General features: G+C 62.3%; 19 protein-coding genes and 2 pseudogenes. 9 read left to right on the top strand and 12 right to left on the bottom strand.

Going from position 1 to position 26,255, the window contains the following annotated elements:
• Positions 1–92 precede the first annotated feature (92 nt).
• The gene (locus V5B40_RS17515) at positions 93–1,166 is read right to left on the bottom strand and encodes a hypothetical protein (protein ID WP_332355685.1); all 1,074 of its coding nucleotides are present in this window, start codon (positions 1,164–1,166) and stop codon (positions 93–95) included.
• Between the two features lie 136 nt (positions 1,167–1,302).
• Positions 1,303–1,779, bottom strand: a complete 477-nt coding sequence (locus V5B40_RS17510) for a TerB family tellurite resistance protein (RefSeq protein ID WP_332355684.1) — start codon at positions 1,777–1,779, stop codon at positions 1,303–1,305.
• Between the two features lie 119 nt (positions 1,780–1,898).
• Between V5B40_RS17510 and V5B40_RS17505 the strand changes: the two genes are divergently transcribed.
• A complete protein-coding gene (locus tag V5B40_RS17505) occupies positions 1,899–4,127 on the top strand; it encodes a thioredoxin domain-containing protein (RefSeq protein ID WP_332355683.1) in 2,229 nt (742 codons plus the stop codon).
• Positions 4,128–4,267: 140 nt separating this feature from the next.
• Here the strand turns inward: V5B40_RS17505 and V5B40_RS17500 are convergent, their stop codons facing one another.
• From V5B40_RS17500 to V5B40_RS17490, 3 genes and pseudogenes are all read right to left on the bottom strand, one after another.
• On the bottom strand, positions 4,268–8,311 hold the full coding sequence (locus V5B40_RS17500; RefSeq protein ID WP_332355682.1) for a hypothetical protein: 4,044 nt from the start codon (positions 8,309–8,311) through the stop codon (positions 4,268–4,270).
• Between the two features lie 4 nt (positions 8,312–8,315).
• Positions 8,316–9,509, bottom strand: a complete 1,194-nt coding sequence (locus V5B40_RS17495; RefSeq protein WP_332355681.1) for an ATP-binding protein — start codon at positions 9,507–9,509, stop codon at positions 8,316–8,318.
• Positions 9,510–9,689: 180 nt separating this feature from the next.
• Positions 9,690–11,301 (bottom strand): annotated as a pseudogene (locus V5B40_RS17490) (4-hydroxyphenylacetate 3-hydroxylase family protein).
• Between the two features lie 81 nt (positions 11,302–11,382).
• On the opposite strand from V5B40_RS17490, the gene V5B40_RS17485 reads away from it, so the two are divergent.
• From V5B40_RS17485 to V5B40_RS17475, 3 genes are all read left to right on the top strand, one after another.
• Positions 11,383–12,075, top strand: a complete 693-nt coding sequence (locus tag V5B40_RS17485) for a TetR/AcrR family transcriptional regulator (protein ID WP_332355680.1) — start codon at positions 11,383–11,385, stop codon at positions 12,073–12,075.
• A gap of 110 nt (positions 12,076–12,185) precedes the next feature.
• On the top strand, positions 12,186–12,839 hold the full coding sequence (locus V5B40_RS17480) for a DsbA family oxidoreductase (RefSeq protein ID WP_332355679.1): 654 nt from the start codon (positions 12,186–12,188) through the stop codon (positions 12,837–12,839).
• 23 nt (positions 12,840–12,862) lie between these two features.
• Positions 12,863–13,795, top strand: a complete 933-nt coding sequence (locus V5B40_RS17475; protein WP_332355678.1) for a transglutaminase family protein — start codon at positions 12,863–12,865, stop codon at positions 13,793–13,795.
• Between the two features lie 50 nt (positions 13,796–13,845).
• Here V5B40_RS17475 and V5B40_RS17470 read toward each other — a convergent pair whose 3' ends face one another.
• The 5 genes and pseudogenes from V5B40_RS17470 to V5B40_RS17450 all read right to left on the bottom strand — a co-directional run bounded on the left by V5B40_RS17470 (position 13,846) and on the right by V5B40_RS17450 (position 17,319).
• On the bottom strand, positions 13,846–14,619 hold the full coding sequence (locus V5B40_RS17470; protein WP_332355677.1) for a hypothetical protein: 774 nt from the start codon (positions 14,617–14,619) through the stop codon (positions 13,846–13,848).
• Between the two features lie 366 nt (positions 14,620–14,985).
• Positions 14,986–15,999, bottom strand: a pseudogene (locus V5B40_RS17465) (recombinase family protein); the annotation flags it as partial.
• On the bottom strand, positions 15,996–16,274 hold the full coding sequence (locus V5B40_RS17460; protein WP_332355676.1) for a hypothetical protein: 279 nt from the start codon (positions 16,272–16,274) through the stop codon (positions 15,996–15,998). The pseudogene V5B40_RS17465 and the gene V5B40_RS17460, both read right to left, overlap by 4 nt.
• The gene (locus tag V5B40_RS17455) at positions 16,271–16,738 is read right to left on the bottom strand and encodes a helix-turn-helix domain-containing protein (RefSeq protein ID WP_332355675.1); all 468 of its coding nucleotides are present in this window, start codon (positions 16,736–16,738) and stop codon (positions 16,271–16,273) included. The genes V5B40_RS17460 and V5B40_RS17455 overlap by 4 nt, the downstream gene beginning before the upstream one ends.
• Before the next feature lie 170 nt (positions 16,739–16,908).
• Positions 16,909–17,319, bottom strand: coding sequence for a DUF5372 family protein (locus V5B40_RS17450; protein WP_332355674.1), 411 nt, complete (start codon positions 17,317–17,319; stop codon positions 16,909–16,911).
• Between V5B40_RS17450 and V5B40_RS17445 the strand changes: the two genes are divergently transcribed.
• The 3 genes from V5B40_RS17445 to V5B40_RS17435 all read left to right on the top strand — a co-directional run bounded on the left by V5B40_RS17445 (position 17,283) and on the right by V5B40_RS17435 (position 20,699).
• Entirely contained in the window at positions 17,283–18,083 is an 801-nt protein-coding gene (locus tag V5B40_RS17445; protein ID WP_332355673.1) for a Mu transposase domain-containing protein, read from the top strand. The genes V5B40_RS17450 and V5B40_RS17445 overlap by 37 nt on opposite strands.
• Complete coding sequence (gene istB, locus V5B40_RS17440; protein WP_332355672.1) at positions 18,070–18,816, top strand: IS21-like element helper ATPase IstB; 747 nt, start codon at positions 18,070–18,072, stop codon at positions 18,814–18,816. The genes V5B40_RS17445 and istB overlap by 14 nt, the downstream gene beginning before the upstream one ends.
• Before the next feature lie 131 nt (positions 18,817–18,947).
• Positions 18,948–20,699, top strand: coding sequence for a type I restriction enzyme endonuclease domain-containing protein (locus V5B40_RS17435; RefSeq protein WP_332355671.1), 1,752 nt, complete (start codon positions 18,948–18,950; stop codon positions 20,697–20,699).
• A gap of 226 nt (positions 20,700–20,925) precedes the next feature.
• On the opposite strand, the gene V5B40_RS17430 is transcribed toward V5B40_RS17435, so the two are convergent.
• The gene (locus V5B40_RS17430; RefSeq protein WP_332355670.1) at positions 20,926–21,972 is read right to left on the bottom strand and encodes a DMT family transporter; all 1,047 of its coding nucleotides are present in this window, start codon (positions 21,970–21,972) and stop codon (positions 20,926–20,928) included.
• Between the two features lie 429 nt (positions 21,973–22,401).
• Between V5B40_RS17430 and V5B40_RS17425 the strand changes: the two genes are divergently transcribed.
• The gene (locus V5B40_RS17425) at positions 22,402–22,839 is read left to right on the top strand and encodes a DUF411 domain-containing protein (protein ID WP_332355669.1); all 438 of its coding nucleotides are present in this window, start codon (positions 22,402–22,404) and stop codon (positions 22,837–22,839) included.
• A 293-nt stretch (positions 22,840–23,132) separates the two neighbouring features.
• Positions 23,133–23,684: a hypothetical protein gene (locus tag V5B40_RS17420; protein WP_332355668.1), complete on the top strand. Its 552-nt coding sequence runs from the start codon at positions 23,133–23,135 to the stop codon at positions 23,682–23,684.
• Between the two features lie 272 nt (positions 23,685–23,956).
• On the opposite strand, the gene V5B40_RS17415 is transcribed toward V5B40_RS17420, so the two are convergent.
• Complete coding sequence (locus V5B40_RS17415; protein WP_332355667.1) at positions 23,957–26,173, bottom strand: putative transposase; 2,217 nt, start codon at positions 26,171–26,173, stop codon at positions 23,957–23,959.
• Positions 26,174–26,255 lie beyond the last annotated feature (82 nt).

The following is a 26,255-nucleotide window of genomic DNA, read 5'->3' as shown; positions in this document are numbered from 1 at the left end:
ATTTCCTCCTGATTTGTGCACTCCAGCCTGCCAGGTCCGGCGACCTCGCCAGGCACCCGACACGGCGTTCAAATCCAGGGCAGCGCAAGCACTCAGTCGGCCCGCACACCCTTGATCGCAAAGTCTACCCTGAACGATTTTCCCGCCAGGCACGACACCCTCTCGTTGCTGTCCTCGTAGAGCCAATTTGGCCCCAGAGGCACGACGCGAAACTCCTGATTCCCGGGTACCGCCGGAAAACTGTAGCCTCCTTGCGCATTGACTCGCGTGCTGAGTGTCGGTTGCCCTTCACCGGGAACGAAGACCCCTACGTGCGTCAGCTTGAAGGTTTCCAGCGGCCCCTTGGGAGAGAGGCGAATGCGCACCGGCGTTCCGCTCACTTTCCCGAAGATCCGGCAGCTGACTGACTGTCCATTGAGCAGCCGAACCGTCGTCGTCGCCGCCACCCGCCGCCCCTGACGATCCACCGCCAGCAGCCTGAAGGTCGTTGCCTTGTCGATCGACAGGGCCTCCGAACCCGAGATCGACAGCGGCCGGCCGCGCTGAGCGCCAGGCACCATGTTCCTGGTCTCGACCTCGCCGGAATCGTCGAACAGGCGTACGCCGTCCGCGTTCTGCACTTCCCAGGAAAGAGTCACCGAGCCGCCGCGCTGAACACGATCAGGCGTCACTTTGAACGAGACGATCTGCGGTGGTCCCGCTTTTTTCTCCTGCTCTTTCGCGGGCTCTTTCGCTGGATCTTTCGCTGGATCTTTCGCTGCTTCTTTCGCCGCCTGGCTGTCGCAGGTGCTGATCTTTTCCAGGCGGATCCCGGCCGGAAACGGCAAAGCCTTGCGGTAGGCAACAGGCGTCTGCGAGCCCAGATCTTTGATTTCGACAGAAAGCCTTCCGAGACGCTGCGACGGCTGCCCGGGAGCCTTCTGATCGAAGCGCGTGAATAAGCCGAAGTCGAGAAGGATGCAGGAGAAGTCGTGCGTGGCCGTTTTGCCCACCTTGCTGACCTCACCGACGACGAAACCGGCGCCCTTCTCGCTACCTTCAGTCGAGAAGCTCACGTGCACGTCGCGCTGCGGCTCAAGTTCGACAGCCAGCGCCTGAGCGACAGGCAGGAGGCAGAGCGAAACCAGTAGAAGTGCGCGACTGACAAGCTGGGCTGATCCGGGCATGACTGTTGACCTCCACAAAGAGTGAGCGGTGACGGCTTGCTGCGCCGCGCCTCTGGTCCACGCTGCACGCTGCACGTTCCGCGCTGCACACCGACCGGATACCGGGCGGAATCGGGAAAATCGGGCCAAATCCGGCCTACATTGCCGGCGGCACGCCCATCGCCTCGCGCGCCCGTTGTTTGGCAGCGATGTAGTCGGCGTGGCCGACGTAAAGCAGGTTGGCAATCTTGCGCATCAGGTGCGATTCGTGGGCGTCCAGGTGGCCGTCGGCCAGCGCCACCTGCCACATGTTTTCGATGATGCGGATCTTCTGTTCGGCGGCGCAACTGGCATTGATCAGCGACGTGAACTGATAGTAGCCGCTGGCCCCACGGGCTTCCTGTTCGGCAAGGGCCATCAAGGTATCGAGCTCTGCGGCATCGAGCTTGAACTGCGCGCGCAAGGCGCTGGCGATGGCCGCCTGTTCTTCAGCGGTGATGCGATCGTTCATGCGCATCATTTCCAGGAGCAAGGCGGCCGTGGCCACCTGCAGGCCATGTTCGGCCCCCGCCGCGCCCTGCCGCGTGCCGGGTTCGATGAACTGGTTGAAGAATTCCTTGATGGTGGCGATCATGTCTGTTTTGTCGCGTGGCTTGCAAGCGACGTATTCTAGCAGCCTGCTCGCCTGAGCGTTTTTTCGGGTCGGCTGCCGGGCAGTGGGCCACTGCTTGACCCATCGACTGGAGAAAGACAATGACTGACGGAACCCCGCCTGGAAGCGCGCCTTTTTCCGACCAGCTGGCGAAGACGCTCGGCGCAGCGATTTCCCAACGTGGCCCGCACTACGTGCCGCGCACGCAACACCTCGATGAACACGGTCGGCCCCGCTTCAGCAACCGCCTAGCACTGGAGAGCAGCCCCTACCTGTTGCAGCACGCGCACAACCCGGTCAACTGGTTTCCCTGGGGAGACGAGGCCTTTGCCGAAGCGCGGCGGCTCGCCCGGCCGGTATTTCTGTCGATTGGCTATTCGACCTGTCACTGGTGCCACGTCATGGAAGCCGAGTCCTTCGAAGACGAGGAGATCGCCCGCTTCCTCAACCAGCATTACGTAGCCGTCAAGGTCGATCGCGAGGAGCGTCCGGACGTCGACGCGGTGTACATGAGCGCCGTGCAGCAACTGACCGGCTCCGGCGGCTGGCCGATGAGCGTCTGGCTGACCGCCGCGCGCGAACCGTTTTTTGCCGGCACTTACTTCCCGCCGCGTGACGGCGTCCGCGGTGGCTCGCGCGGCTTCCTGTCGCTGCTCGGCGCCTTGGCCGAGACTTTTCATCGCGATCCCGGGCGCGTCGGCAAGGCGTCGGCGGCGCTGGTCGACGCGGTGCGTCAGGACATGCAGGGCACGGCTGCGGCGAACGCGGCCAACGCCGGAAAAGACATGGCCGAGCTGCCCGCCCGTCAGCTGATAGCCGCCACCGTCGCGCATTACAAGTCCTCTTTCGACAGCGAGCATGGCGGCCTGCAGCGGGCGCCGAAATTTCCGTCGCACGTTCCGCTACGCCTCCTCCTGCGGTACGTTCAGCGCACGGGCGACAGCGACGCGCTACACATGGCGACCCTGACGCTCGAGAAAATGGCTGCCGGCGGGCTTTATGATCAGCTCGGTGGCGGCTTTCATCGCTACTCGACCGACGCGCAGTGGCTGCTGCCGCATTTCGAAAAAATGCTCTACGACAATGCCTTGCTGGTCGTCGCCTACGCCGAGGCCTTCCAGGTCAGCGGCCGTGCCGACTTTGCCCGCGTCGCGCGTGAGACCTGCGACTACGTCCTGCGCGAGATGAGCGACGGCGACGGCGCTTTCTATTCCGCCACCGACGCCGATTCGGAAGGTGACGAAGGACGCTTCTTCGTATGGACCGAGGACGAGATACGCCGCGGACTGGCCCCGCTTGGCGGCGAGACGACGCGGCTGTTTCTCGCACACTATGACGTACGAGCCGGCGGCAACTGGGAGGGGCGCAACATCCTCAATGTCCCTAGCCCCGATGAAAAGCACTGGGCAGCGCTGGCCAACGCGCGTGCCATCCTCTACGAACTGCGAGCACGGCGGATTCCGCCGCTGCGCGACGACAAAATCCTGGCCGGCTGGAACGGCCTGATGATCTCGGCACTGGCGGTTGCCGGACGGATTCTCGACGAACCGCGCTACCTCGACGCGGCGGTACGCGCGGCCGATTTCGTGCTCGCCCATCTGCGCAGCAGCGACGGCGAACTGCAGCGCAGCTTCAAGGACGGGCAGGCGCGGCACCCCGCTTTCCTTGACGACCACGCGTTTCTGGCCGCCGGCCTGATCGACCTCTACGAGGCGAGCTTCGACGCGCGCTGGCTGGCAGAAGCGCTGACTCTCGCGCAAGCCACCGAGCGCCTGTTCGCGGACCCGACGGGCGGCTGGTTCATGAGCAGTCCCCGGCACGAAACGCTGATCGCGCGCGAAAAACCGGCTTACGACGGCGCCGAGCCCTCGGGAACCTCGGTGGCGCTGATGAACGCTCTGCGCCTGGGCGTGTTCACCGGCGACGAGCGCTGGCGACAAATCGCCGAGCGCGGACTGCGAGCACACGCCCAGGTGCTCCGCGAACGCCCGATCGCCATGACCGAAGCGCTGCTGGCGCTCGATTTCCTGGCCGACACGCCGCTCGAAATTGCTATCGTCTGGCCCGATGGGATGGCTGACACGGCCAACGCGGCCGACGCGGCGGCGCCGCTGCTATCGGTCCTGCGTCGGACCTACCTGCCGTCACGCGCCATCGCCGGCGGCCCGGAATCGGCGATCGAAACCCTGGCCGAGACAGTCACCTTCGTGCGCGGAAAAGTGGCGCAAGGCGGTCTCCCGACGGCCTACGTCTGCCGTCAGGGTCGTTGCGAGCTGCCGGTCACGGATGCGGCCGCGCTGGCGGCGAAACTCGGGCGCGGTGCTCGCTGAGCAGGCTGCAGGCGGCATGCTTGGCATCTTCCGCCTGCAGCGATCATGAACGAGATCAAGGCATTGATCGTCGACGTCTTCGACACCCTGGTCCACTGGCGCATGGCCATCACCCGAGAAAATCGGACGCTGCTGTCGCCTCATCGCTTGGCTGGCCAACTGACGTCAAGCACCCGTACGAAAATGCGTTTCTGTTCGACCGGATCGAGTTGGGCCTGCAACCGATCGCGCAACTCTTCCGGTGAACGTGGCTTGTTCCCTCCGTCCCTGGCTCCTCCCAGCCGCTCGCCACCGAACCACAGCACGAGATAGATGCCATGCTCAGCAGCCCTTCGACCAATGGCGTATTGCTCGATCAGTTGGCTACGCAGAGCCGTCCAAAGGGACGGATGCCATTCGCCCTTGACTTCAATGGGGCAGGCAAACTGATTGCGGTAGGAAACACTTATATCGGCGCGCTTATCATTGGAATGATCGACCTCCGGTAGGCACTCCACGCCGAACGGCTTAAGGCGCGGCTTCAAGCGGGTGAGCAATGCATCGCGACACAGATTCTCCTCGCGCGCGCTGGGTGGTTTTCTGTTCTCAACGTTCCAGAAGGCACGAAAACCGTCGTCGTTGTCCGTACGGATGTCGCGCGCGATGTCGTCCAGATGGTCAAGTACCAATGTGGCAAGGTCGGCGGCGCTCGTCGGCTCCCGGTTGGCGAGAATTTGCGCCACGGCGGCTAACGGCGGGAATCTGAAGGCGCTCTCACGCCTTTGCAGGCACAACTGGTGACGGGTATCTTCCAGCGAGAATTTCAATCTGTTCAGCGTCGGCAGAGCAAGTAGTCGCTCGACTTCCTGGGTAGCTTCGCCCGTGCCAAGAGCGCCTAAGCGAGTGACCATTGAACGTATCTGGTCGCCTCGCCGCATTGCGTCATTTATCAGGCCGCCGCCTGCTGGCCAATCCAGTTCTGCGTGCGGACTCAGTAGTTCGATCAGTTTGCCGATCGTACGAGGGGACAGCTCGAACCGGCTGCTTAGCCCCCCAGACCGTTCGCTCAGAAAGCCAGCCAGATAGTTGGCACGCGTCCAGGAGTTGCCAATGTAGCCCCAGAGCTGCGCTTCGTGTTTCTCCGGATCCAGCAACATTGCAGCCGCAAGCCAATACACCTTCTGAGCAACGTCCATGCTTTTCGCGGATGTCTTTTTCTCGACGAGTTCGGGCAACCGAGCGACGGAGTAACCTAGAGCGGCGCTTAGCAAGTGCTCAAGATGACGCAGCTGACCCGCTTTCACACGCAGTGGGAAACGTTCCAGCAATTGGGGAACTGCGATTCGGGCGACTTCGCAATAGCTCCGATCGTGTGCGATCTCGTAACTGCCGTTCAGAACCTCCTGTCTGGACTTCAGTGCGGCATTTGCGTACTCGATCAGAACTCCAGCCACCAGCCGCGCCCTTCGTCTCGCGAGGTAGTTGAGCCAGGCTGCACTGTTGCCAATGCCGTAGGTCAGCCGAAAAGCAACCATGCGACACAGGGTCTCATCGCCGAGGGCATCGATAGCCGTTTCACCATCACGCCAACTCAGGTCCATACCGAGCAAGCAAGGCTGCCGAATGAGGTGTTCTCGCTGCTTGATACAGAGAGCGATAATTTCCGCAACCGTCGGAAGGTCGTTGCGCTCCACGCACTGACGAAAGCCAGATTCGGCAGCAGCCAGAACCTGTGCACCGTCGTCGCAATAGCGCTCGAATCGCTCCAACGGCGTTTCGCCAGGGGTGTCGCGGAAACGATTCAACCAAACGTCAGCCAGGTCATGCATCAGGGCAGGGCTTGCGGTGGCATTCCGAATGGCAGCCATTTGCTCGTTCAGGTCCTGGCTGAGTGCTCTCCTTTTTTCACTATGTTCTTGCTTGTAGCGGCCCTCCTGGGCAGCGTGCTCGATTTGCCACTCACGCCACTCCCGAATTTCCTGCGCATGCGTCGGTGTCAACCACTTCTTTCGCGCGGGATTGTCTTCGCCCCACGCTTCAATTTTTTCCTGTGTCAGGCCAGTGGCCCCGTGCTTATACTCAAGAGCTCGGAGGGCTCTCAAGACATGTTGTTCAGCAAGCGCATCGTTCAAGCGTGTTGATGCTTGCTCAAGGTGCCAAAGGCCAATGTCTTCAGGAACCGCGGCGCGGTGTAAGCGATGCTCGCAGGCGACTAAGCAGGCTCCCAGGTTTTCTTTCCCGGCGCACTGCTCGAAGCAGAGTGCCAACAACTCTTTGTATCGCTCGGGATGTGTCGTCAGCCAGTCGGCGAGGACTTGGGTCCCGTCCATCTCCCGCTTGAAATGACCGAATTTGTCGGCGCCGATTCCCAGCCAAGCGAACAGTCGCTCGCTGCTTACATCCTTTCCGTGTTCCACAACACCTCTTGATAGCAGACTACTGATCATTTGGCGAAGGTGAATGTCGTGAGGGTCAGAGAACGGTAGGTCGGTGCGGCCTGCGAGTTGATCGAGAAGGATTGGCAGATGTGGTTTCGGGGCGACAATCGGAAACTCATGGTCCCAAAAAGACGCGTAGCTTCCAAACAATCGTTGATTCTTCGGACGATGCAAGTAGCGTGGCAGGTCTTCCGGTTGGATGCCCTTCGGATAAAGGTGGTGCAGCAGCATCCCGGCCAACTCATCATCACTGTCCACGATCTTGTCGCCGGAAATGGCATCAAGCAGAGTCAGGGCCTCCTGCGCTGATCCGTCCAACTTGATCCATACAGAAAGCGCACTCGTTCGTACTCTGCCCCAACGCGTCTCGTCGGCGACGACGGCCAATACTGTGGTCGCCAACTCTGGCAGGCGTTCACCCTGGGCAAGAATTTCCAGAACGCAAGAGGCAAAGGCCTGGGCTGCGTCGCCACGCTCAGGCGAGTTCAGAATGGCCGCGAAATCGTTACTGAGCTCTGGGTCTGCAAGGGAACCGTAGGCTTGAGTTCTTTGAACCTGCCAGCCAAAGGCAGTATGGCGTTCGGCTTCCTGCCCGAGAGCAGCGAGAATGCGCTGCTTGTCGAGCCGAGGCATCGGTTTTGCGTCGCCGTAGATCACCACGGTCAAGGGATCGGCATCAATCAATAGAGAACGAGCCGCGTGACAATGCAGGGCCAGCCAGCCATACAGTCCGCGCAAGCCAGCGACAGTCCGACCGTCCGTGCCGAGCAGAAGATTCAGCACTCGTCCCAGCGGCAAGCCACGGTCATCGACCTGCATGGCCAGCCAGCGTGCTGCAAGGAATTCTGCGATGCTGCGGTGTATCGGCTCGACACGTTCCTCCCTTGATGCCGACGGCATGAACAGCTTTCTCTGTACTGCGCCGGCGGCCATTTCGAGATCCGGCGGAGAGAATTCCTCCAGCGCTGGAAAGCGCACGTCGGCGGATCCTCGATCCAGGGCAATGCCGGGTTTTTCGGCAAGCAGTAGAGCGGCACAGAGTTGGCCTGCCGCTTCGAGCAGCTTGTCAACTGGAAGTGGGCAACTACGGAGCTTGTCGCGATGTTGCTTGCTGGCTTCTTCAGCCAGCTGTTCACATGCCAGTTCAAATGTTTGTTGTCGAGTCGCGGGCCACTGTTCACCACGTACGGCCTGCGCAAGCAGACCAAGAGTTTGCGGATTGCTGAGCAAGCCATCAACACCCTGCTCATTCGCTTTGTAGACAAAAGTCTCCGGGTCTTCGACCCCGTGGTTGCTCCTCAGGATGTCGAGGATATCTTGCTCGCCGAGTGGCTCCAACAGCAGCACGGGGAGCTCGCCATCCGGCGACGCAACGGCCATGGTGTCCCGATCGGTGGAACCGAACCAGTCAGCCGCGCGGCAGGCGATGCGAAACGACGGATTGCCGAGCTTTTTCAGGCGAGAACCAATTTTGAAGAGGACACGATCGCCGCCGCCACCGGCCCGCGTTTCGTCAAGACCGTCCAGAAATAGCGTCCTCCCCTGCCATTCAGCGTCCAGGTCTTCCAGAAATTCAGCGACGGAAAGAACGATACCGCCGTGTGCCTTGGCTTCTTGCTCGAACACCGATGACTTTCCCGCGCCTGGCTCGCCGAGCAGGATCCAGGCGGCCTGGTCGCGGAAATCCTCCAGGGACTGGGTCGGGTTTTCGACCGACCGATCGTCGTCCTTTTTGACCGGGCGAACGTACCGAGAAACGATCAGCATCGCTTTACTCCAGCCAGTCTTCCGCCGGGCGGGACAGGAATTCGTTCAAAGGCAGCCCGCCCTCGCCGACGATCAGCTGGCGGCACGCCGTGAACTTCCCCGCAAAGACTGCCAGCCCCTTGGGAGCGGCATAGCTAGCACCACTCTTGACTTCGATGGCGACAAGTTTCCGGCCGTTGGTCAGCACGAAATCCACCTCGGCCGGGCTCTCGCGCCAGTACTGAACCTCACAGTCGTCGGATCTCGTGTTGATGAGATGCGCCCCGACGGTGCTTTCAACCAGCCGGCCCCAGTAAGTCCGGTCATTGCCCGCTTCAGCGAAGCTATATCCCGAAAGCGCGGAAATCAGCGCGGTGTTGTGCGCATTCAGTTTAGGGCTGGAGGCACGTTGCCGGTGTTTTTGGCCGGCGTACTTTGACAGACCAGTCAGCAAACCTGCCTGCGAGAGCAGTTCAAGATAGTGGGCCAGGGTGACGGTGTTGCCGGCATCCTGCAACTGCCCCTGGAGCTTGGTGTAGGAGATGATCTGCCCGGAGTACGCGCCACAGCCCAGCTCGAACAAGGTTTTCAGCAAGGCCGGCTTATCGACCCGCGTCATCTGCAGGATGTCCTTCTCGATATTCGGATGAATCAAGGCGCTGCGAACGTATTGGCGCCAGCGCTTTTCTTCGCGAACGAGGCTCGCGCAACCTGGGTAGCCACCGAAATAGATGTACTCGTCGAGCGAAAAATCAAAGGCTTCCTGCATTTCGCAATAGGACCAATGCGCCATGCGGATCGGCTCATAGCGGCCAGCCAGGCTTTCGGTCAGGCCTTTTTGCATCAGCCACGGTGAGGAACCAAGCAGGATGACATGCAAAGGCAGGTTTTCGGCGCGGTCCGCGTCCCAGAGGCCTTTCACGACTTCGGACCAGCGGGGAATCTTCTGGATCTCGTCAATCGCAAGCACGTGGCATGTCTCGTCGGGGCGCGCCCGTGTTCTTGCGCGTGCTTGCGTCCACTGCCCTACCAACCACTCGGCGTTAGGGGACGAGCCGGCAAGCGGCTGCGTCAAGAAAGCGCTACCTTGTTGACCGAAGGGGTCGACGGCGTCCGGAAGCGCTTGGTCAGCAGCAACGAAGGTTGATGAATGCGCCGCAAGCGCCTGCCTGACCAGCGTTGTCTTGCCGACCTGTCGGGGGCCAGCGACGACAATCATGAACCGCGGGGATTCAGCAAGCCGCTGTCTCAAGATGTTGATTTGACTGCGTTCGAAAGGCATAGTTACTGTACTGAGTTAATTTACTCACAACAGTAAACGAGACCGACAGCGTATGCAAGCCAAGGAGGAAGAAGTCAGCGCTCCGACCCCCGCCCGCCTTCGTACGAGGGCGTATCGTCAATCACGATCGTCACCAGACGGCAACGGCACCATCACCGCCCGCCCCGGCTGCGTACAGCCGCTGTCGCAGCAACGGCCCGGCTGGCGGTTGCGGGTGATCGGCCGCGCCGGATCGTCGACCAAACCGCGATCGAGCAGGCGTTCGACCAGCGCCACTTTGTCGCCGACCGGGTAGTTGCGCCAGATCTCCTGCTTCATGGCTGCCGGCGAACCGCCGCCGTGCAGGCTGATCACCGAGTACCAGCCGGCCTGGTACGAGGCGCTGAGATCTTCCATGAAACGTGCCACTTCGATGCGTTTTTCATAGGGAACGTCGGGATTGGCGCGCAGGACTTCGGCCAGGCTGGCGGCGGTGGCCGGATTGTGATCTTCGTCCGGACCCGGCAGGGCGACGATCAGGCCGCCAAATACTTCGTGCGCCAGGCGGTGCATGTCGTAAATTTTGCTCGCCAGCAGCAGCTTGCCGATGTTGGCAAAGACCGGGTCGGGCATGAAGCTGCCGCTGGCCTCGTCGGCCTTGCCATAGACGCTGGCCGCGACGCCGCAGGCGAAGAAGCTCTCGGTGATGGTGATCAGCTCGACCATTGCTTCGCGCAGATTCGACTGCGCACCGGGATCAGGGAAGCCGTTGGCCTCGCACATCAGGGCGCCGGCGCCGATCAGCAGATCGCCGAAACCGGCGCGCGCGGCGATGCAGCTATGGCGGTGGTGGGTGGCGTAGTTGTAGGTCAGCACTCCCGAGTGTTCCCAGTCGCCGGCGTAGAACACCCGCTCCCAGGGAACGAAGACGCGCTCGAAAAGGACGACTGCAGTCGCCTGACCGTAGCGACGCGAAAACAGCGGCTGGCCGTGTTCGGGCTTCTCGCCCGGCCGACCGGCAGGCCGCGAGACGATGGTGACACCCGTCGGCGTCGACCGGTACGGCGCAGCACACGGCGAAATCGGCGTCTTCCGCTCCCATGTTGCGGCAGGGCATGACCAGGAACTCGTGCATGTACGCGGCGCCCGTGACGATCGCCTTGGCGCCGGAGATGACGATTCCCTTGCCATTGCGTTCGACGATGTGCAGATAGGAATCGGGATTGCTCTGTTGATGCGGGCGCTTGCTGCGATCCCCTTTGGCGTCGGTCATGGCGATACCGAGCGCCAGATCCTGATCCTGCACCTGCGTCAGGTATTCGGCGAAACGCGCGCGATGCTCGCTGCTGCCACGCGCATCATCGATGCGCGCGCTGACCTGATGGATGGCATTGAGCGCATCGTGCGCGAGATAGCGCTGCGCGCAACCGGTTTCCTGGCACAGCAGACGCACCGCTTCGAGCTTGTTGAGCAGGTCGCCTGCCGATTCGTTGATATGCAGCATGCGGTTCACCGGGCTGGCGCGCTGCGCCTGGCGGGCGGTCATCAAGGGCGCTTTGGCGGAGTCGAGTGCGAAATCGTAAGTGACGGCCAGGGCATTGATCCCTGGCTGCAATTCCGGCGCATCGGCGACCGATTCAATCCACCGGCCATCGACATAGACGAGCGGTCGATAACGGCGCAGCGATTCACGATACTCGCTGCCGCTCATCAACAGCCCGGACGAAGCTTCCTGCGTTGCGCGGTTCATGGTCCTGGCTCCTTCTATCGAGACCACTTTTGAAGAGAAATTGAACGTCGTTCAGGTTTTTGGCAAGCGTATAATGCACTCATGCGCAAGTCAATAAAGAGATCGGCGGACACCACCGCAACGGCGGCACCCGGCGCGCCCGAGGCACGCAGCGACGATGCGCGTAGCCAGCGTACGGACACCATGGCGCAGCTGCGCCGCGAACTGATTCTCGACGCGGCGCGCGCCACTTTCTTCGAGTTGGGGCTGCAAGGTGCCAGCATGCGCGAGATCGCCAAGCGCGCCGGTTATACGCCGGGAGCCCTCTACAGCTATTTTGCGAGTCGGGAGGAAATCTACGCGGCCCTGCTCGGCGAGTCGCTACTGCGCCTCAACGCGCAGGTCGCCGGCGCACCTGGTGGCGGAAACGCGGCGGACCGAGTGCGCAGCAAGGCCAGCGCTTTCTTCGATTTCTACCGCGACAACCCGCGCGATCTCGATCTTGGCTTCTATCTCTTTCAGGGCGTGCGCCCGTCAGGCCTGAGCCGCGAACTCGATGCCCAGCTCAACGCGCAGCTGCGCAGCGCCCTGCAGCCGACCGCCGACGCATTGGGCGAGTACGACCTCAATGCCAGCGCCTGCGAAACCGAAGTCACCGCGCTGTTCGCCCACATGGTCGGCTTGCTGGTGCTGATCCATACCGGGCGCATCCGCATGTTTCGGCAACACGCGCCGCAACTTCTGGCGCAGTATCTCGACCAACTGACGGAAAGACTGCAGCGCGCCGGGCACTGACGATGAAAAGGCATTGTGCATTGTGTTATGGTGCGCCGTTCCTCCCTCTACCCCTCGCCGCCCCTCCCCACACACCTCACTGATTGCAAAGAAACTCGGCACCGATCCCCATGAATGTGACCATCGACATTGTTTCCGACCTCGTCTGCCCCTGGTGCTTCGTCGGCAAACGAAGGCTGGCGCAGGCCGTCGCCCTGGTCCAGGCCAGCCATCCCGAGAGCCGCTTCCAGTTCAACTGGCTACCGTATTTTCTCAACCCGAACACACCGGCCGAAGGCGAACCCTACCGGGCTTTTCTGGAAGCCAAGTTCGGCAGCACGGTCGCGGTAAACAAGATGCAGAACGATGTCTCTGCCGCCGGAGGTGAAGCGGGCGTCGAATTCGACTTTGCTCGCATCGTCACCCGCCCGAACACGCTGCGTGCGCACCGCCTGGTCTATCGCGCACAGTCCATCGGCCATCGACCGGCGACCGTCGAAGCACTGGTCGAGCGGCTATTCGTGGCGCATTTCCAGCGCGGCGAAGATATCGGCGACGTCACCACGCTGGCCGATATCGCCGCTGCCTGCGGTGATATCAAGAAGGACGTCGCCGATTATCTGGCCAGCAGCGAAGGCGAACGGCCGGTCCGGTTGCTGGCCGACAAGGTCACCGCACTTGGCGTAAGTGGTGTGCCGTTCTTCATCATTCAGCGCCGCCTGAGCCTCTCCGGCGCGCAAAGTGGCGAAGTGCTGGCGGCGGCAATCATCGAAGCAATGCAATAGAACCGCGGGAGGCGAGGCCAGCGATGCACGTTCATTACAACATCACCCATACCACCTGCTACCGTTACAGCTCGCTGGTGACTTTCGGCGAACACCGGGTGATGTTCCGTCCGCGCGACAGTCACGACCAGCGCGTGCTGGCCACCGACCTGCAGGTCAGCCCGGAAGCAGTGGTGCGCATGATTCAGGATCCGCACTCGAATTCGGTGGCGCTGGTGACACCGCTGGGCGCCGCCACGGAACTCAAGATCGTCTGCTCATTCACCATCGAGCACGCGCTGAGCCCCTACCCGGAACTGCAGCTCTCGCCAAGCGCGCAGATCTTCCCGTTTGCCTATTCGGTCGAAGAGCGTTTCGACCTCGAACACTACATGCGCCCTCACCACGACGACCCCGAAGGCGTGTTGACCCACTGGGCTCGCCAGTTCATGCGCACCGATGGTCCGACCGGCACGCGAGACCTGTTGCTGAACATGAACCAGTTCATTCGCAATTATTTTGGCTACGCCCAACGCGAACAGGAAGGCACGCAGACACCCTTGCGGACCCTCGAACTGGGGACCGGAACCTGCCGTGACTTCGCGCTGCTGATGATGGAGGCTGTACGGCGCCTCGGTGTCGCGGCCCGCTTCGTGTCCGGCTACCTCTACGATCAGGCGCTGGATAGTGGCAACGAAAGCGGCAAAGACGGTGACGGTGGCGGTGGCCGTGACAGCGAAAACACCATCGGCGCCGGCACCACACATGCCTGGTTGCAAGTTTATCTGCCGGGCGCCGGCTGGGTGACTTTCGACCCGACCAACAACCTGCTCGGCAGCAACCAGTTGATCCGGGTCGGCGTCGCACGCGACCCTGGCCAGGCGTCGCCGATCTCGGGAAACTGGTTCGGGGCGGCAAATGCCTACCTCGGAATGACGGCAACGGTGCAGGTGCGGCGGGTGACGCCAGGCGACTGACCGCGCGAACGCACGCTGCGGGTGGTTCAGGACTTCCGGAGTTCAACAGCTCAGGACGGCACTGCCGGGTCGATGCCTACGACCTTGCTGCCGGGACTTCGTCCCGGCGAAGGAATAGCTTCGATCGCACCCCCGTCGTCATCGCCGACGAGACGCTCCAGACGCAACTCGACTTCCACTTCCAGCACCAGCGTGCGCTGTGTCGGGCCAGGCGACGCGCCCGAGGCGAACCTCAGCGTTTTCAGCGTGCCGTCAGCCTGATAGCCACCGGCAGTCCAGAAAAAGGACGCCGAACGCTGAAGGGCTTCGCGGTTCATCACCAGCACGGCAAGAGAGAGGGCGAAGGCTCGCTCGGCACTCTCGGCGTCCGCGCCGGTAATCTGCAAAGCCAGCTTGTGTAGCGACTTCAGGCGTGTCCCCGCGGCAACGACGCCGTACATCACGTGCAGATAGTCGAATCCCGAGAGAACCCTGCCGGCGGCGGGAACGACCGAGAACGACGCCGCGTCAGCGACGTTCCAGACAACCTCGGTGTTGCGCAAGGCCACCAACTCGCCACTGGTCGAGCGCAGGTAGACGCGTTTCGGACCCGGATACGGCAGCCGCGTCAGCGCGTAGGGACCGGCCGGGGCGGCTGGGTCGAAGAGCAGTTCGTCGACCGCGTCCTCGGGCCCCGGTTCGCCAGCGATCGGATCGGCCGCGAGGCGATCAAAATCCCAGCTGTCGGCAGAAAAAGTCACTGCCGCGGCGCCAGCACCGGTGAACAGCGACGGCAATGCGCTCTTCAGCAGCACGTCGATGGCGTTTTGTAGCACAAGCAGCATGAGCGTCTACTCAGCGTCTATTCGGCAAGCGAAGGAGGCAGGACCGATTCGCCATCAGCCTGCCGTTGCCAAGGTCTCCTGGACAAGCTTGACGGCACCAGCGATGCGCGCACGACTCTCAAAAGCGCTTAAGACAAACAAAGATCAGGAACCGAGAGCGCTTAAGTGACGGTACGCGACGAATATCCCAGAAACGCCATACGCGGTCAACCGCCGCCAGCGCTGCATTCCCATAGAGGACATCAATGATACAGCGCCGCCTTCCCTAAGATTCACGGCCGCTATGGGTTTGCAGCCATGGGCTGCCGCCGTTCCGCAGCACGAATTGAAAAGGCCGCTTGCGCCGGCTTGTCGAAACAGCCGGTGAACGCACAGCCCCTGCAGCAACGCCGGCCCTTCACGCGGCGGGCCCCGATCGCGCCCTGCGGCCGGCCCCTGGGCATTGTCACGCAGGATCTGGAGGTTCTGCTCATACTCGTCCCAGGTGATGTACCCGGGGTGGGCATCACGAATCAGCGCGATCCATTCTTCCGCCGGCAGCCGTTGATGCTTGCAGGAACCGTCGGGCTGTTTGCGTACGCGCGTGCGTCCAAAGCAAAAGGCGCCGGTATAACGCGGATGATGCAGGAGCCATAGCGCGCGCGAGTGATCGAGTTCGGACCACGATAATTCGCCGGCTTGCTGTCCGCGGTAAATCCGGTGCGGGAAACTCAGCCCTTCGGCACGAAAGGCCTTGACCGTCGCCGTCGCCGAGCCGGTACGCCGAAAGGTCCGGAAGAACTGGCGCAGGCTTTCCTGAACACGGACATCGGGATCCAGACGTACACGCCCGGCGGGGTCGTAGTCAAAGCCGACCGGCAAGCGTATCTCCAGTTCGCCACGGCGTGCCTTGTTGAGGATGCCGCCGCGTAACCGGGCCCGCAAGACATGCAGCTCGGCTTCGCTCATCGTGCCCTTCAGACCGAGCAGCAAGCGATCATTGAAGTGCGCCGGGTCGTACACCCCGTCCTCGTCCAGGATCAGCGTGTCGGCCAGCGCACAGATTTCCAGAAGGCGGTGCCAGTCAGTCGAATTGCGCGCCAGACGCGACACTTCCAGACCCATGACGATTCCGGCCCGCCCCACACCGACCTCGCTGACCAGTTGCTGGAAACCTTCGCGATCGACCGCACTCGCGCCCGATTGCCCGAGATCGGAATCGATGACGATGACTTGATCGAGACGCCACCCCAGCGCCATGGCCCGCTCACGCAAAGCATACTGGCGCTTGGTACTCTCGGTATTCTCCAGGACCTGGCGCAGCGTCGACTGGCGCACGTAGAGATAGGCGTTTCTCTTCAGGTGTCGTGCCTGCACTTTCGCGTGTGTCTCACCCATCATGGCCGGCTCTCCCTTGCCGTCGCCAGCGTCATGTTGGCGACGAGATGAATCAGCTTCTGCTCGATCCCCGCCGGTAAGCGCGACTCACTTGGCGAAGCGGCGGACATTGGACTTGGGACGGTGTCGTTCGCGCAGCGCATCCAGGCCGCCATCCCTTTGAACATCAGCAGCGCGCGCCCGTGCACAGTGCGCCCGGACAACTCGACCACGTCCTGCCGCAAGGACTCGTAACGCTCGGCCAGGGTGTGGCCCGCGATCATCGCAGCGGCTTTCATGGGCGTTTTTTTTTGCTCCGGGCCAGAGCCCGTTCCACGGTCCGCCGATGGACGGCCAGCCCGAAGCGCTGCGCGATCCTCTCGACCAGCACCTGGGCCTCCAAGCCTTCTTCCTGGGTGCGTACCGTTTCGATGAAGGCCATCACCTCGGCGGTGATCTTGTGTGGTCCGTGCGGTCCCCGTTTCGCCGGCAGCAGCCCCACCAGACCGGCGCGTTCGAAATCCGCCTGGACCTTGTAGAAAGTCGGCCGGGAGACCCCGAAGCGCGTCGCGATGTCGGCAATGCTCTGCCCCTCGCTGCGTACCCGACGCAGCATCTCGTAACGCACCTGCACCAAATCCCGCGCATCGAAGAAATCGCTGCCGATGAAAGCGACATCCTGCACGTCCTGCGCATGCGGATTCACGGTGCCGCTCTCTGCCAGCGCAAGGAGCTTGAGGTCGGGTTTGGAGGAGTGTGCCATGTGTAATTAAAATTATGTCATAAACCGGACGGTGTCAAGGAATATTTGTAAACATCTGGCGATAACCTCAGAACTGTTAGCGGTTTAGTTCTCGCACGCCCAGCGCATAGAGGCAAGTCTACGAGCCGGGCATCGTCAAGCAAGGCGTAATTCTCTTTACGTTAACGGCGTTATTTGCTTGACACTTTGCGTGACCGCGGACTCGCCTTGAGCGCACCCTTGGCCTCGTCCTGGCGGGCAATCAGCGCCACGAGGTGCAAGAGGTGGTCGACGCGGAAGTGCGAGCGTCCGGCCGACACCCTCTCGAACGGATCCGGCGCAACCGCGTTGGTCCAGGCGGCCGTCAGGCGGCGTACCCGGCCACTGTCATCGTGAAAGTAGACGCGCTCCTCACCCCAGGCATTGCGCCGCTCGATCAGGACGAACTCGCGTCCGAAGAGAGGATGGAAGGGATGGGTGATCTGAAAGACTTCTTGCCCATCGACTGCATTACGTGCAGTCGGCTGCTCATGTGAAGGAACGCGCGGAAAGGGGTGTCGCTTATGTGAAAACCAATTTCCTGGCCGGCCTGGAACTGCCAAACTTCAGCGCGCTCAATGCGGCCGTCAGGCTGTGGCTGGAGACGGTGGCCAACGTCCGCCAGCATCGCGAAACGCAACGCCGGCCGGAAGATCTCTGGGGGGAAGAGCGTTCTCATCTGCAGCCGGTCAATCCCCGCCTGTTCGATGTCGGCCGCGTCCTGAGCGTGCGTGCCAACCGACAGTTCCGGGTCACGCTCGAGAGCAATCGCTATTCGGTCCCCGCCCGCCTGGCGGGACGACCGGTGACGATGAAGGTCTATCCGGATCGCGTCTGTATCTATCACGACGGCGAATTGGTCGCCCGCCATGGTCGTTCGTTCGAGCGCCATCAGGACATTGAGGACCCCGATCATCCGAAGGCCTTGATCGCTCAACGTCGGCATGCGCGCGATGCGCTGCTGCTCAAGCGCTTTCTGGGTCTGACGCCTTTGGCAGAGAAGTATCACGCGGGCTTGCTCGATCGCCGCGGGAATGCGATGGCGCATGTGCGCAAGATCGTGGCGCTGGTCGAGATCCATGGCGACGACGCTGTTGTGCGGGCGATCACCGACGCCCTGGCCTTTGAAGCTTTCAGCAGCGAATACATCGCCCATCTGATTGACGCACGTCGTCGCCAATTGCCCGAACCGAGCCCGCTACACCTTATCCGCCGGCAGGACCTGCTGGAGCTTGAACTGCCGCCGGCGGACTTGTCCGCTTATCCGGACATCCCGACAGGAAACGATCTGCAGAACGAGGGAGGAGGCGATCATGGCCATGACTGAGGCGCTTCTCGCCAAGCATCTGGGTCGTTTGCAGCTGCCGTATTTCGTCCAGCACGCGCCCGACTTGATGGCTCGGGCGGCCCGCGAGTCGTGGTCTCATGGCCGCTTTCTCGAAGACCTGGTGGCCGGCGAGGTGGCTCGTCGCGACGAGGCGCTGATTGCCCGCCGCATCCAGGCCGCGCGCTTGCCGGGCATCAAGACGCTCGACGGCTTCGACTGGTCATGGCCGAAGAAGATCAATCGCGCGCAAATTCAGCATCTGTTTCGCCTCGACTTCGTGCCGCCGCATGGCAACGTGATTCTGCTCGGCGCGGTCGGCGTCGGCAAGACTCATCTCGCCATCGCTCTTGCTCATGCGGCCTGCCTGCAGGGCTTGACGACGCTGTTCACCTCCGCCGTCGACATCGTCAATGCTCTCGCCGCCGCCCAGGCCACCGGCGGGGTCAAACGCGAGATGGCCAGACTGCTCAAACCCGCCATTCTCTGCGTCGATGAATTGGGCTATCTGCCGATTGACAAGTTTGGCGCCGATGGCCTCTTCCAGGTGATCAGTCAGCGCTATGAGCGCGGTTCGACAATCATTACGTCGAATAAAGCGTACAAACAATGGCCGGAGATCTTCAACAACGACAGCACCCTCACCGCCGCTTTGCTCGACCGCCTGCTGCATCATGCCGAGACACTGGTCATCGAAGGACCGTCCTACCGCATGCGCGAGCAGCACGACGCCTGATTTAGAACCCGTCCTCTACCAGCCTGCTCCGATCGCCCTCACTCCGGGGGCTCGGCCCTCCTTCTTCGTGCTCAAACCAAAGGTTCCACGCCCCGGAGCCCGCTTTCCTTACACCAGATTCAGGTCGGCTCGTGGACGCCGCTTTCGCCACGGCGCGAACACAGGAAGCCAAACTGGAGCGTGTGCTGGGGCGGCAATACCACCTGATCACCCGTGATGACCGGTTAGAAACCGTGGCAAAGGACATCGTGCGGCACGTCCTGGGGACAGGAATGTTGGCCAATGCGGTCGGCAAGGCGATGGTGGTGTCGATCGACAAGGCCACCGCGCTGCGCATGCACGACAAGGCCAAGGTGCATTGGGCGGCGGAAACGGCAAGGGTGCAGAACGAACTGGGCGAGCTGCATTACCAGCCTGGCGGCGGCATGACGCCCGAACAGGCGCGACGCGACCTGCGTAAGGCCGAACTGAAACAGCGGCTGGAGGTGCTGACCAGCACGGACATGGCGGTGATCGTCTCGCCGGGGCAGAACGAAATCCAGCAGATGCAGATGCTGGGTCTCGACATCGAGCCGCATCGCAAGCGCATGAACGAATCGCAGCCGGGGCTGGACGAAAAGTTCAAGGACACCGAAGACCCGCTGCGCCTGGTCTTCGTCTGCGCCATGTGGCTGACCGGCTTCGACGCGCCGAGCTGCTCGACAATCGATCTCGACAAGCCAATGCGCAACCACACGCTGATGCAGACCATCGCCCGCGCCAACCGGGTTTTCCCCGGCAAGCACAGCGGCGGCGTCGTCGATTACGCCAACGTCTTCGCGTCGCTGGAAAAGGCGCTGGCGATCTACGGTGCCGGCAAGGGCGGCAACGGGTCTGACAACACTCCGGTCAAGGACAAACAGCAACTGGTTGAGGAACTGTGCAAGTCGGTGGTGGATGCCACGGCTTTCTGCGCCTTGCACAAGGTGAGCCTGGCCGAGATCGAGGCAACGGCGGCCGGTAGCATAGAGCGCCTGTCGCGCATTGATGACGGCGTGAACGCGCTGATTTCCCCCGACCCGCTGCGCCGCGACTTTTTCGCCCATGAGCGGCTGGCGAGTACGCTCTACCGCGCCGTGAAGCCCGACTCATCGGCGCTGGAATTCGCCAGCCGGGTGGCCTGCCTGACGACGCTGGCCGAGGCCATCCGCGCCAAGCTCAACCCGAACCCGCCGGACATCTCGCAGGTGATGGGGCAGATCAACGGCCTGCTCGACGAATCCATCACTGGCCACGCAATCCGCCAATCAGGCCCGCCGGCACTCGACCTGTCGAAGATCAACTTCACGGCGCTGGCGCAACGCTTCAAGGAATCCAGGCACAGGAACACCGAGCTCGAAGTGCTCAAGGCCGCCATCCGCGCCCAACTGGAAAGGATGCTCCAGTTGAACGGCACGCGTGCCGACTTCGCCGAAAAGTTCGCGCTGCTGATCGACAACTACAACGCCAGCAGCCGCGGCATCGAGGACCTGTTCGCGGAGCTGGTGAAGCTGTCCAACAGCCTGAACGAGGAGCAGGAACGGCACGTACGCGAGCACATGAGCGAAGAAGAGTTGGTCATCTTCGACATCCTGACGCGGCCGGCGCCGGAACTCTCGAGCGCGGAACGGGGCGAGGTGAAGAAGGCAGCGCGCGAACTGCTGACGCGGCTGAAAGCGCTGCTGGTGCTGAACTGGCGGCAGAAGGCCGCGGCACGCTCAAAGCTGAAGCTGGCCATCGAAGACACCCTCGACTGCGGCCTGCCGCGCGCCTATGGCCCCGATCTCTACCAGCAGAAATGCGCGGCGGTCTTCGAACATGTATATGAGAGCTACCCGGAGAGAAATGCCGGGGCGTATGCCTGAGCTATTGCTGCAGCAGGCGACGTTCCCCGAACAGCAAAACGGTCATGACCTGTCGAGACAGAGGCACCCCTGATGACACGGCGAAAAACCAAAGCTCTGGATTGCCGCGTCGGCTGCGCCTCCTCGCGATGACGGTGGGTGGGAGATGTTTCCGAAAGTCTCATCAAGAATGCAGCGCCACACCAGGGGGTGCAGCCCGCAGCCGATCGCGGTCAATCCCGCCTGATCAATGCTCGTGTCGATGATGGATGTCGGGGAAGTGGTGATGGCTGTGCGCCATCGGCAGATGCCGGTGCTGATGACTGTGCGGCTCGTCGCCGGCCCAGCCGGCATCGTGCGGGTGCTGGTGATGCGCGTCGTGGCGGTGGCTGTGGGCGTGTTCCAGGTCGTTGTGAGTGTGCTGATGGCCGTGCTGCTCGGTGAGATGCAGCCAGACGCCGACGCCCATCAAGGCGGCGGCAGCCCAGAATAGCGGCGATGTCGACGCCGACTCGCCGAGAAGGAGCAGCGCGACGGCAGCGCCAATGAAAGGTGCGGTGGAAAAATAGGCGCCGGTTCGCGCCGCACCGAGTCCGCGCAGGGCCAGCACGAACATCACCAGGCTCACCCCGTAGCCGAGCAGGCCAAGCGTCATGGCCGGAAGCAGCGTCGCCACACCGGGCAGCGTCATTCCCAAAGCCAGCGCCAGCAGGGTATTGACGCCACCGGCGACCAGCCCCTTGCTGCCGGCAATGAACAGGGCGTCCGACGCCGAAACATGGCGCGTCAGATTGTTGTCGATTGCCCAGCACAGGCAGGCAGCGCTGATCGCCAGCGGGCCGAGCCAACTGTCCTGCCGTGCTTCGCCAGTCGGCCAGGCGAGCAGCACGCCGCCGGCAACGATGGCCAGCATGCCGAGAACGATGCGCCGGTCGGCGTTCTCCTTGAACACCACCCAGGCCAGCAGCGCCGTGAGCACGGCTTCAAGGTTCAACAGCAGCGAAGCCGTCGCAGCGCTGCTATGCACCAGGCCGTAGAGCAGAGCGACCGGTCCGAGCACGCCACCGAAGAGCATGGCGCCGAGCAGCCAGGGCCATTCCGCCGGCGCCAGGCCTGAAGGCTGCCAGCGCCGATCGCGAATCAGCCGCGCCGTACTCAGCCCGACACCACTGCCGAGGTAGAGCAGACCGGCAAGCAGGATCGGTGGCACGTCGCCAAGCAGTAGCTTGGCCAGCGGTGTGCTGGCGCCGAAAAGAAGGGCCGCCAGCAAGGCGTAGACGACAGAGAGATTCATCGGAGCACACACGCAAGAGGGATGCGAGACGAGGGATGACGGACGAGGTTTACAGGCTTTACAGAATCTACATCTCGCCGCAAAGTAGCGACGGTCAGGGCGATGGTAGCGCATTGGCAGCCGTCCGACCGAACTGTGTGGACGCCGATCAGCGGGTCGGGAAGGCGCGACGAGACGCCGCTTCCTCAGCCGGCGTCGGTCCTCCCAGCGCTCACCCCAGCGATCCGCACCGGCGTACAACAACTCCTCGCCAGCGCGACGAATTATCTGGGGCCACGAATGACGAAACTGTAATCTTGCTGTCAGCTTGCCGTACGTTTTCATTTTGCAGAATGCTCGCTCGTCGGGAATTGTCGAGCATTCAAAAGGCATGCCAACGCTGCCAGCCTTCTCTTTCCGTCCCTCCCTGCCACCAACCGAGATCCTGCCATGACGCTGATTCGCCTCTTCTTCGCCCTTGTTCTGCTCTCCGCCGCCGGCGGCGCGTTCGCGCAAAGCGCCCCGCGTGTGGAGGTTTACAAGAATGCTTCCTGTAGCTGTTGCGGCGGCTGGGTCGAGCATCTGCGCGACAATGGCTTCGCGGTAAGTACGCACGATGTCGACGATGTGCCCGCCAAGCGCAAGAAGCTGGGCATGCCGGAGGATCTGGGCTCGTGCCACACCGCGACGGTCGACGGCTATCTGATCGAAGGCCATGTCCCCGCAGCCGACATCAAGCGCCTGCTCAAGGAAAAGCCGAAGGCGCTGGGACTCGCGGTGCCGTCGATGCCGGCTGGATCACCGGGAATGGAAAGCTCCAGCCCGGTCCCCTACGACACCCTGCTGGTCGACCCCCAGGGCTCGACCAGCGTCTACGCCCACCACTGAGTCGACGACACCCGCAGCAAAGCCTTGTCCGTCGACCTCCCGATGAACGTCTTGGCCGCTGCAGCCGCGAGCGAACATGTGAAGGACGTAAAACCAGTCCGCGTGAGCAATTCATCCAGAAAAACGGTCTAGTATGAGTTCATGCGTAGTACCTCGCCGCCCAAGTTGCGGATCACAAGTGAGTGCGAGGAGTGCGGAGAGTGCGCCAGGCACGAAAATTTGTCAGTCCAGGGCCAGGATTCAGGAGCGCGCCGCAAGGCCCCTGCCTCTGCCAACAAAAGGAGAGCAAGAAAATGGTGACCAGGAAAACAGCCCCCACATGGAGCGACGTCAAAGCCGCCCTGGAGGACTTCGACCGGGCAGACCTGCTTGGCCTGCTTGAAGATCTGTACGCCGCGCGCAAGGACAACAAGGCCTTCCTGCACGCCCGCTTCGGACTCGGTGGCGATGCCCTCAAACCGTACAAGGCAATCATCGATCGCTGGCTGTGGCCGGACGTCTTCAGCAACCAGAGCTATTCGGTGGCCAACGCCCGGAAACCGATTGCCGACTACCAGAAAGACGTCGGCGACGCCGAGGGCCTGGCCGAGCTGATGGTCTTCTACTGCCGACACGCCGTCGGCTTCAGCAGCGAAATCGGCGTTGCTGACAAGGACTATTTCGACGCGCTGCTGCACATGTTCGAGCAAGCGTTGACGACCGTCATGACCTTGCCGGAAGCGAAGCGTGAGCACTTCATCAGCGAGCTGGCCGACATCCGCGCCACCGGCCGCAACCTGGGCTGGGGAGTGGGCAGCGGTTTTAACGATGCCTGGTCACTGATCGGCCAGAAATTCGGCGACTAATGACGATTCCGAGCGGACGATTTAGAGCGCCACCGCCGCTCATCGCTCAGCCGGCTGGCTAGGGATAGAGCCCGGGCAGCGTCGCTTTCGCTGCCGCGCTTGGCGCCAGCGGAGGCGCTACGAGCAGGATCTTGACGAGGCTGTTGCCATCCCATTCGCCACCCGCCTAAGCAGGAGCGCAGTGCGCCGGGCTGCTGCTTCCGGCGCGGCCTAACCGGCTGTCTTTTGCTCGATCCGCTTGCTGTGCCGGCTCAGGCTCAGACAACCTGATCTCACGGATTTTGCGATGTACCGATTTGCAGGATCAAGCGGAGGTTGGAGCGTGGGAAGAGAGTCGCGGTAGAGTTCAACTCGTCACAGAGTTTTTGGACGGCGCGGTCAGACACGCCATGCGCCATGTGGTGGAGGCGTACGGTCAAGGTTCCCGCCTCAACGTCGGGGAGCAAATCGGCTTCGGTCGTGTAGATCGCGCGTAGCAAGCTGCGAGCCTCGTCCGGGCGCGCGAGAAAGGGTGCCAGGATGTTGGCCATGGCCGTTTCCGCGCGATAGGCAATCATCTTCAGCGTGTCGAGCAGTTGCTTGCTGTGGGTGCTCAGCCGGCGAAATTGGTTTTCTTCCGGCAAGTCCTTGATGTCGAGATGAGAGGGGGTCTCTTTGCGTTGTTCCTTCAGGGTCTTGAGCTCGTCCTGCAGATGTTCGATCTCGTCGTGGGCCGCGGCTTTTTTTGCGACAAAGGCATCGACTTTCACGGGGTCAATCGTCTCGTTGAGGTTGAGCGCGCCGAATTCGGCGAGCCGGCGGCTGAGCTTGCTGGTCAGCGAGCGCACCTGGCCGTCAAGGGTTCTGCGAGCCGGGTTAACGACGCGTGCGGTATCAGGAATTTGTTCGGTCTGATAGTCGGCCAAGCGGTCCAGGGCAAAGTGTTCACGGGCATACTTGAAGAAATTTTCCTGAGACCAGCGGGCGAACAGGGTGGCCGCCAAGAGCCCTATGCCGGATTGGTAATCCGTGCTGATCAGGGCGACCTGGCGACCGCTGTCACAGAGCTTGCGTATCTCGCGTACCCACAACACGCCACCGAGAAGCGTGCCCCGTTCGGCGAGTGGCATGCGTACCCGTTCACCGCTGCGCAGCTCGACCGTTCCGTCGACAAACTCCTCGGCGGACCAATCGTCACCGGGGTACTTGCGATAGGAGAGACAGGCAATGCGACGCGCCTTCAGGCGTTTGAACAACTCCGGACTATAGCCTTCGCGATCGAAGACCAGGGTGAAGCGATGGCGCAGCGGTTCGGCTGCTAGCACTTCCGAGCTCGGCTGGCCCGGGATATCCCGTTCCAGACGGGGCAGAATCTCGCCCTCGAGGACCTTGATCAGGCCGGGATCGACGGCTTGCGTGACCCGAAAGAAGGGCTGTCCGTCGATCGCGTTGACCCAGTAATCGGCGGTCGCCCGCTGGCACAGCCGCTGCCGCGCGAGGTAGTGGCGCGGCAGCTTGGTCTGCTCGCCGTAATACACCCGCACATGCGCGTCGACGTAAAGGATGCCCGCTTCTGTCGGCGCCGCTTCCATCCAGCGCCGACACAAATCGGCACTCCATTTTTCGGCCTGATCCCCCTGACTCAGGAGCTGAATCTTCTCGCGCAGGGTGCGCACTTCCGGAATCCGATCCAGACCCAGCAGCTTGCCCCATTCGCCAGGCGCACAACTGCGCAGGGACTCGACCGATTCCAGCCGCGCCAAGGCCATGAAGGCGATCAACATCAACAGACTGTCAATCCCATAGTAGCCCGCTGGCAGGGGAAGTCCCTCCGCTCCTTCGAGCAGCCCAACGGCCAGCAGGGCGGGCAGCGCAAACAGCACGCCGCCACGTGGCACGTCGACGGCCAACTGGAACTGAGGGAGCACCGCATTCAGCCCACCCACGCTCGCCGCCACCCGGGCTTCCACGTTGCTGGCCCCAACCCCCATCGGGGCGCTGCTGTCGAGTGCGCTGCGCTCGCTTTTGGTGCTCGCGACGAGCGCGCAGCGCCCCTTCGCCGCTGCCACATGCAGCCGCCCCGCGCGCACCGCTTTCGACAAGGTGTCGCTTTTGATCCCCAGTTCTGCCGCCGCGCTGGGCACCGTCTGTCCGTCGTCCAACAGCGCCTGCGCCTGCTTCAACACCTCGGCCGTCAGCACCGCCGGACCACGGCGCCGCGGCGGCACATAGAATCCTTTCGGCCCCTCCTGCCGATAGCGCTTCAACGCCCGCTTGACACTCAACGCGGGCACCCCGAAGGCGCGTGACACGTCCACCACGCGCAAATGACCTTGCGCGATAAACTGCGCCGTAATCATCCGGAACGTCGCCAGATCGTCCTCGGCATGACTGAACACCGGCAGGACCCCATGGAAATACACGACTTGTCCATTCTGCTTCCCGACAGACAGCAGTTCCTTGACCGGCGTGACAGCATCAGGAAAAATCGGCAACAGGAGTTGGGCCATCCGAATCTCCAGCAAGCTCAGCGTGGCGCCGAGCAAAAACACGTACTATCCTCCATTATTGGTATCTTCGCAATATCCGACA

The organism is Candidatus Accumulibacter meliphilus (assembly GCF_036625345.1).
Taxonomy (GTDB): domain Bacteria; phylum Pseudomonadota; class Gammaproteobacteria; order Burkholderiales; family Rhodocyclaceae; genus Accumulibacter; species Accumulibacter meliphilus.
Note: the sequence above shows the minus strand (reverse complement) of the source record. Positions and strands in the feature narration are given on the sequence as shown.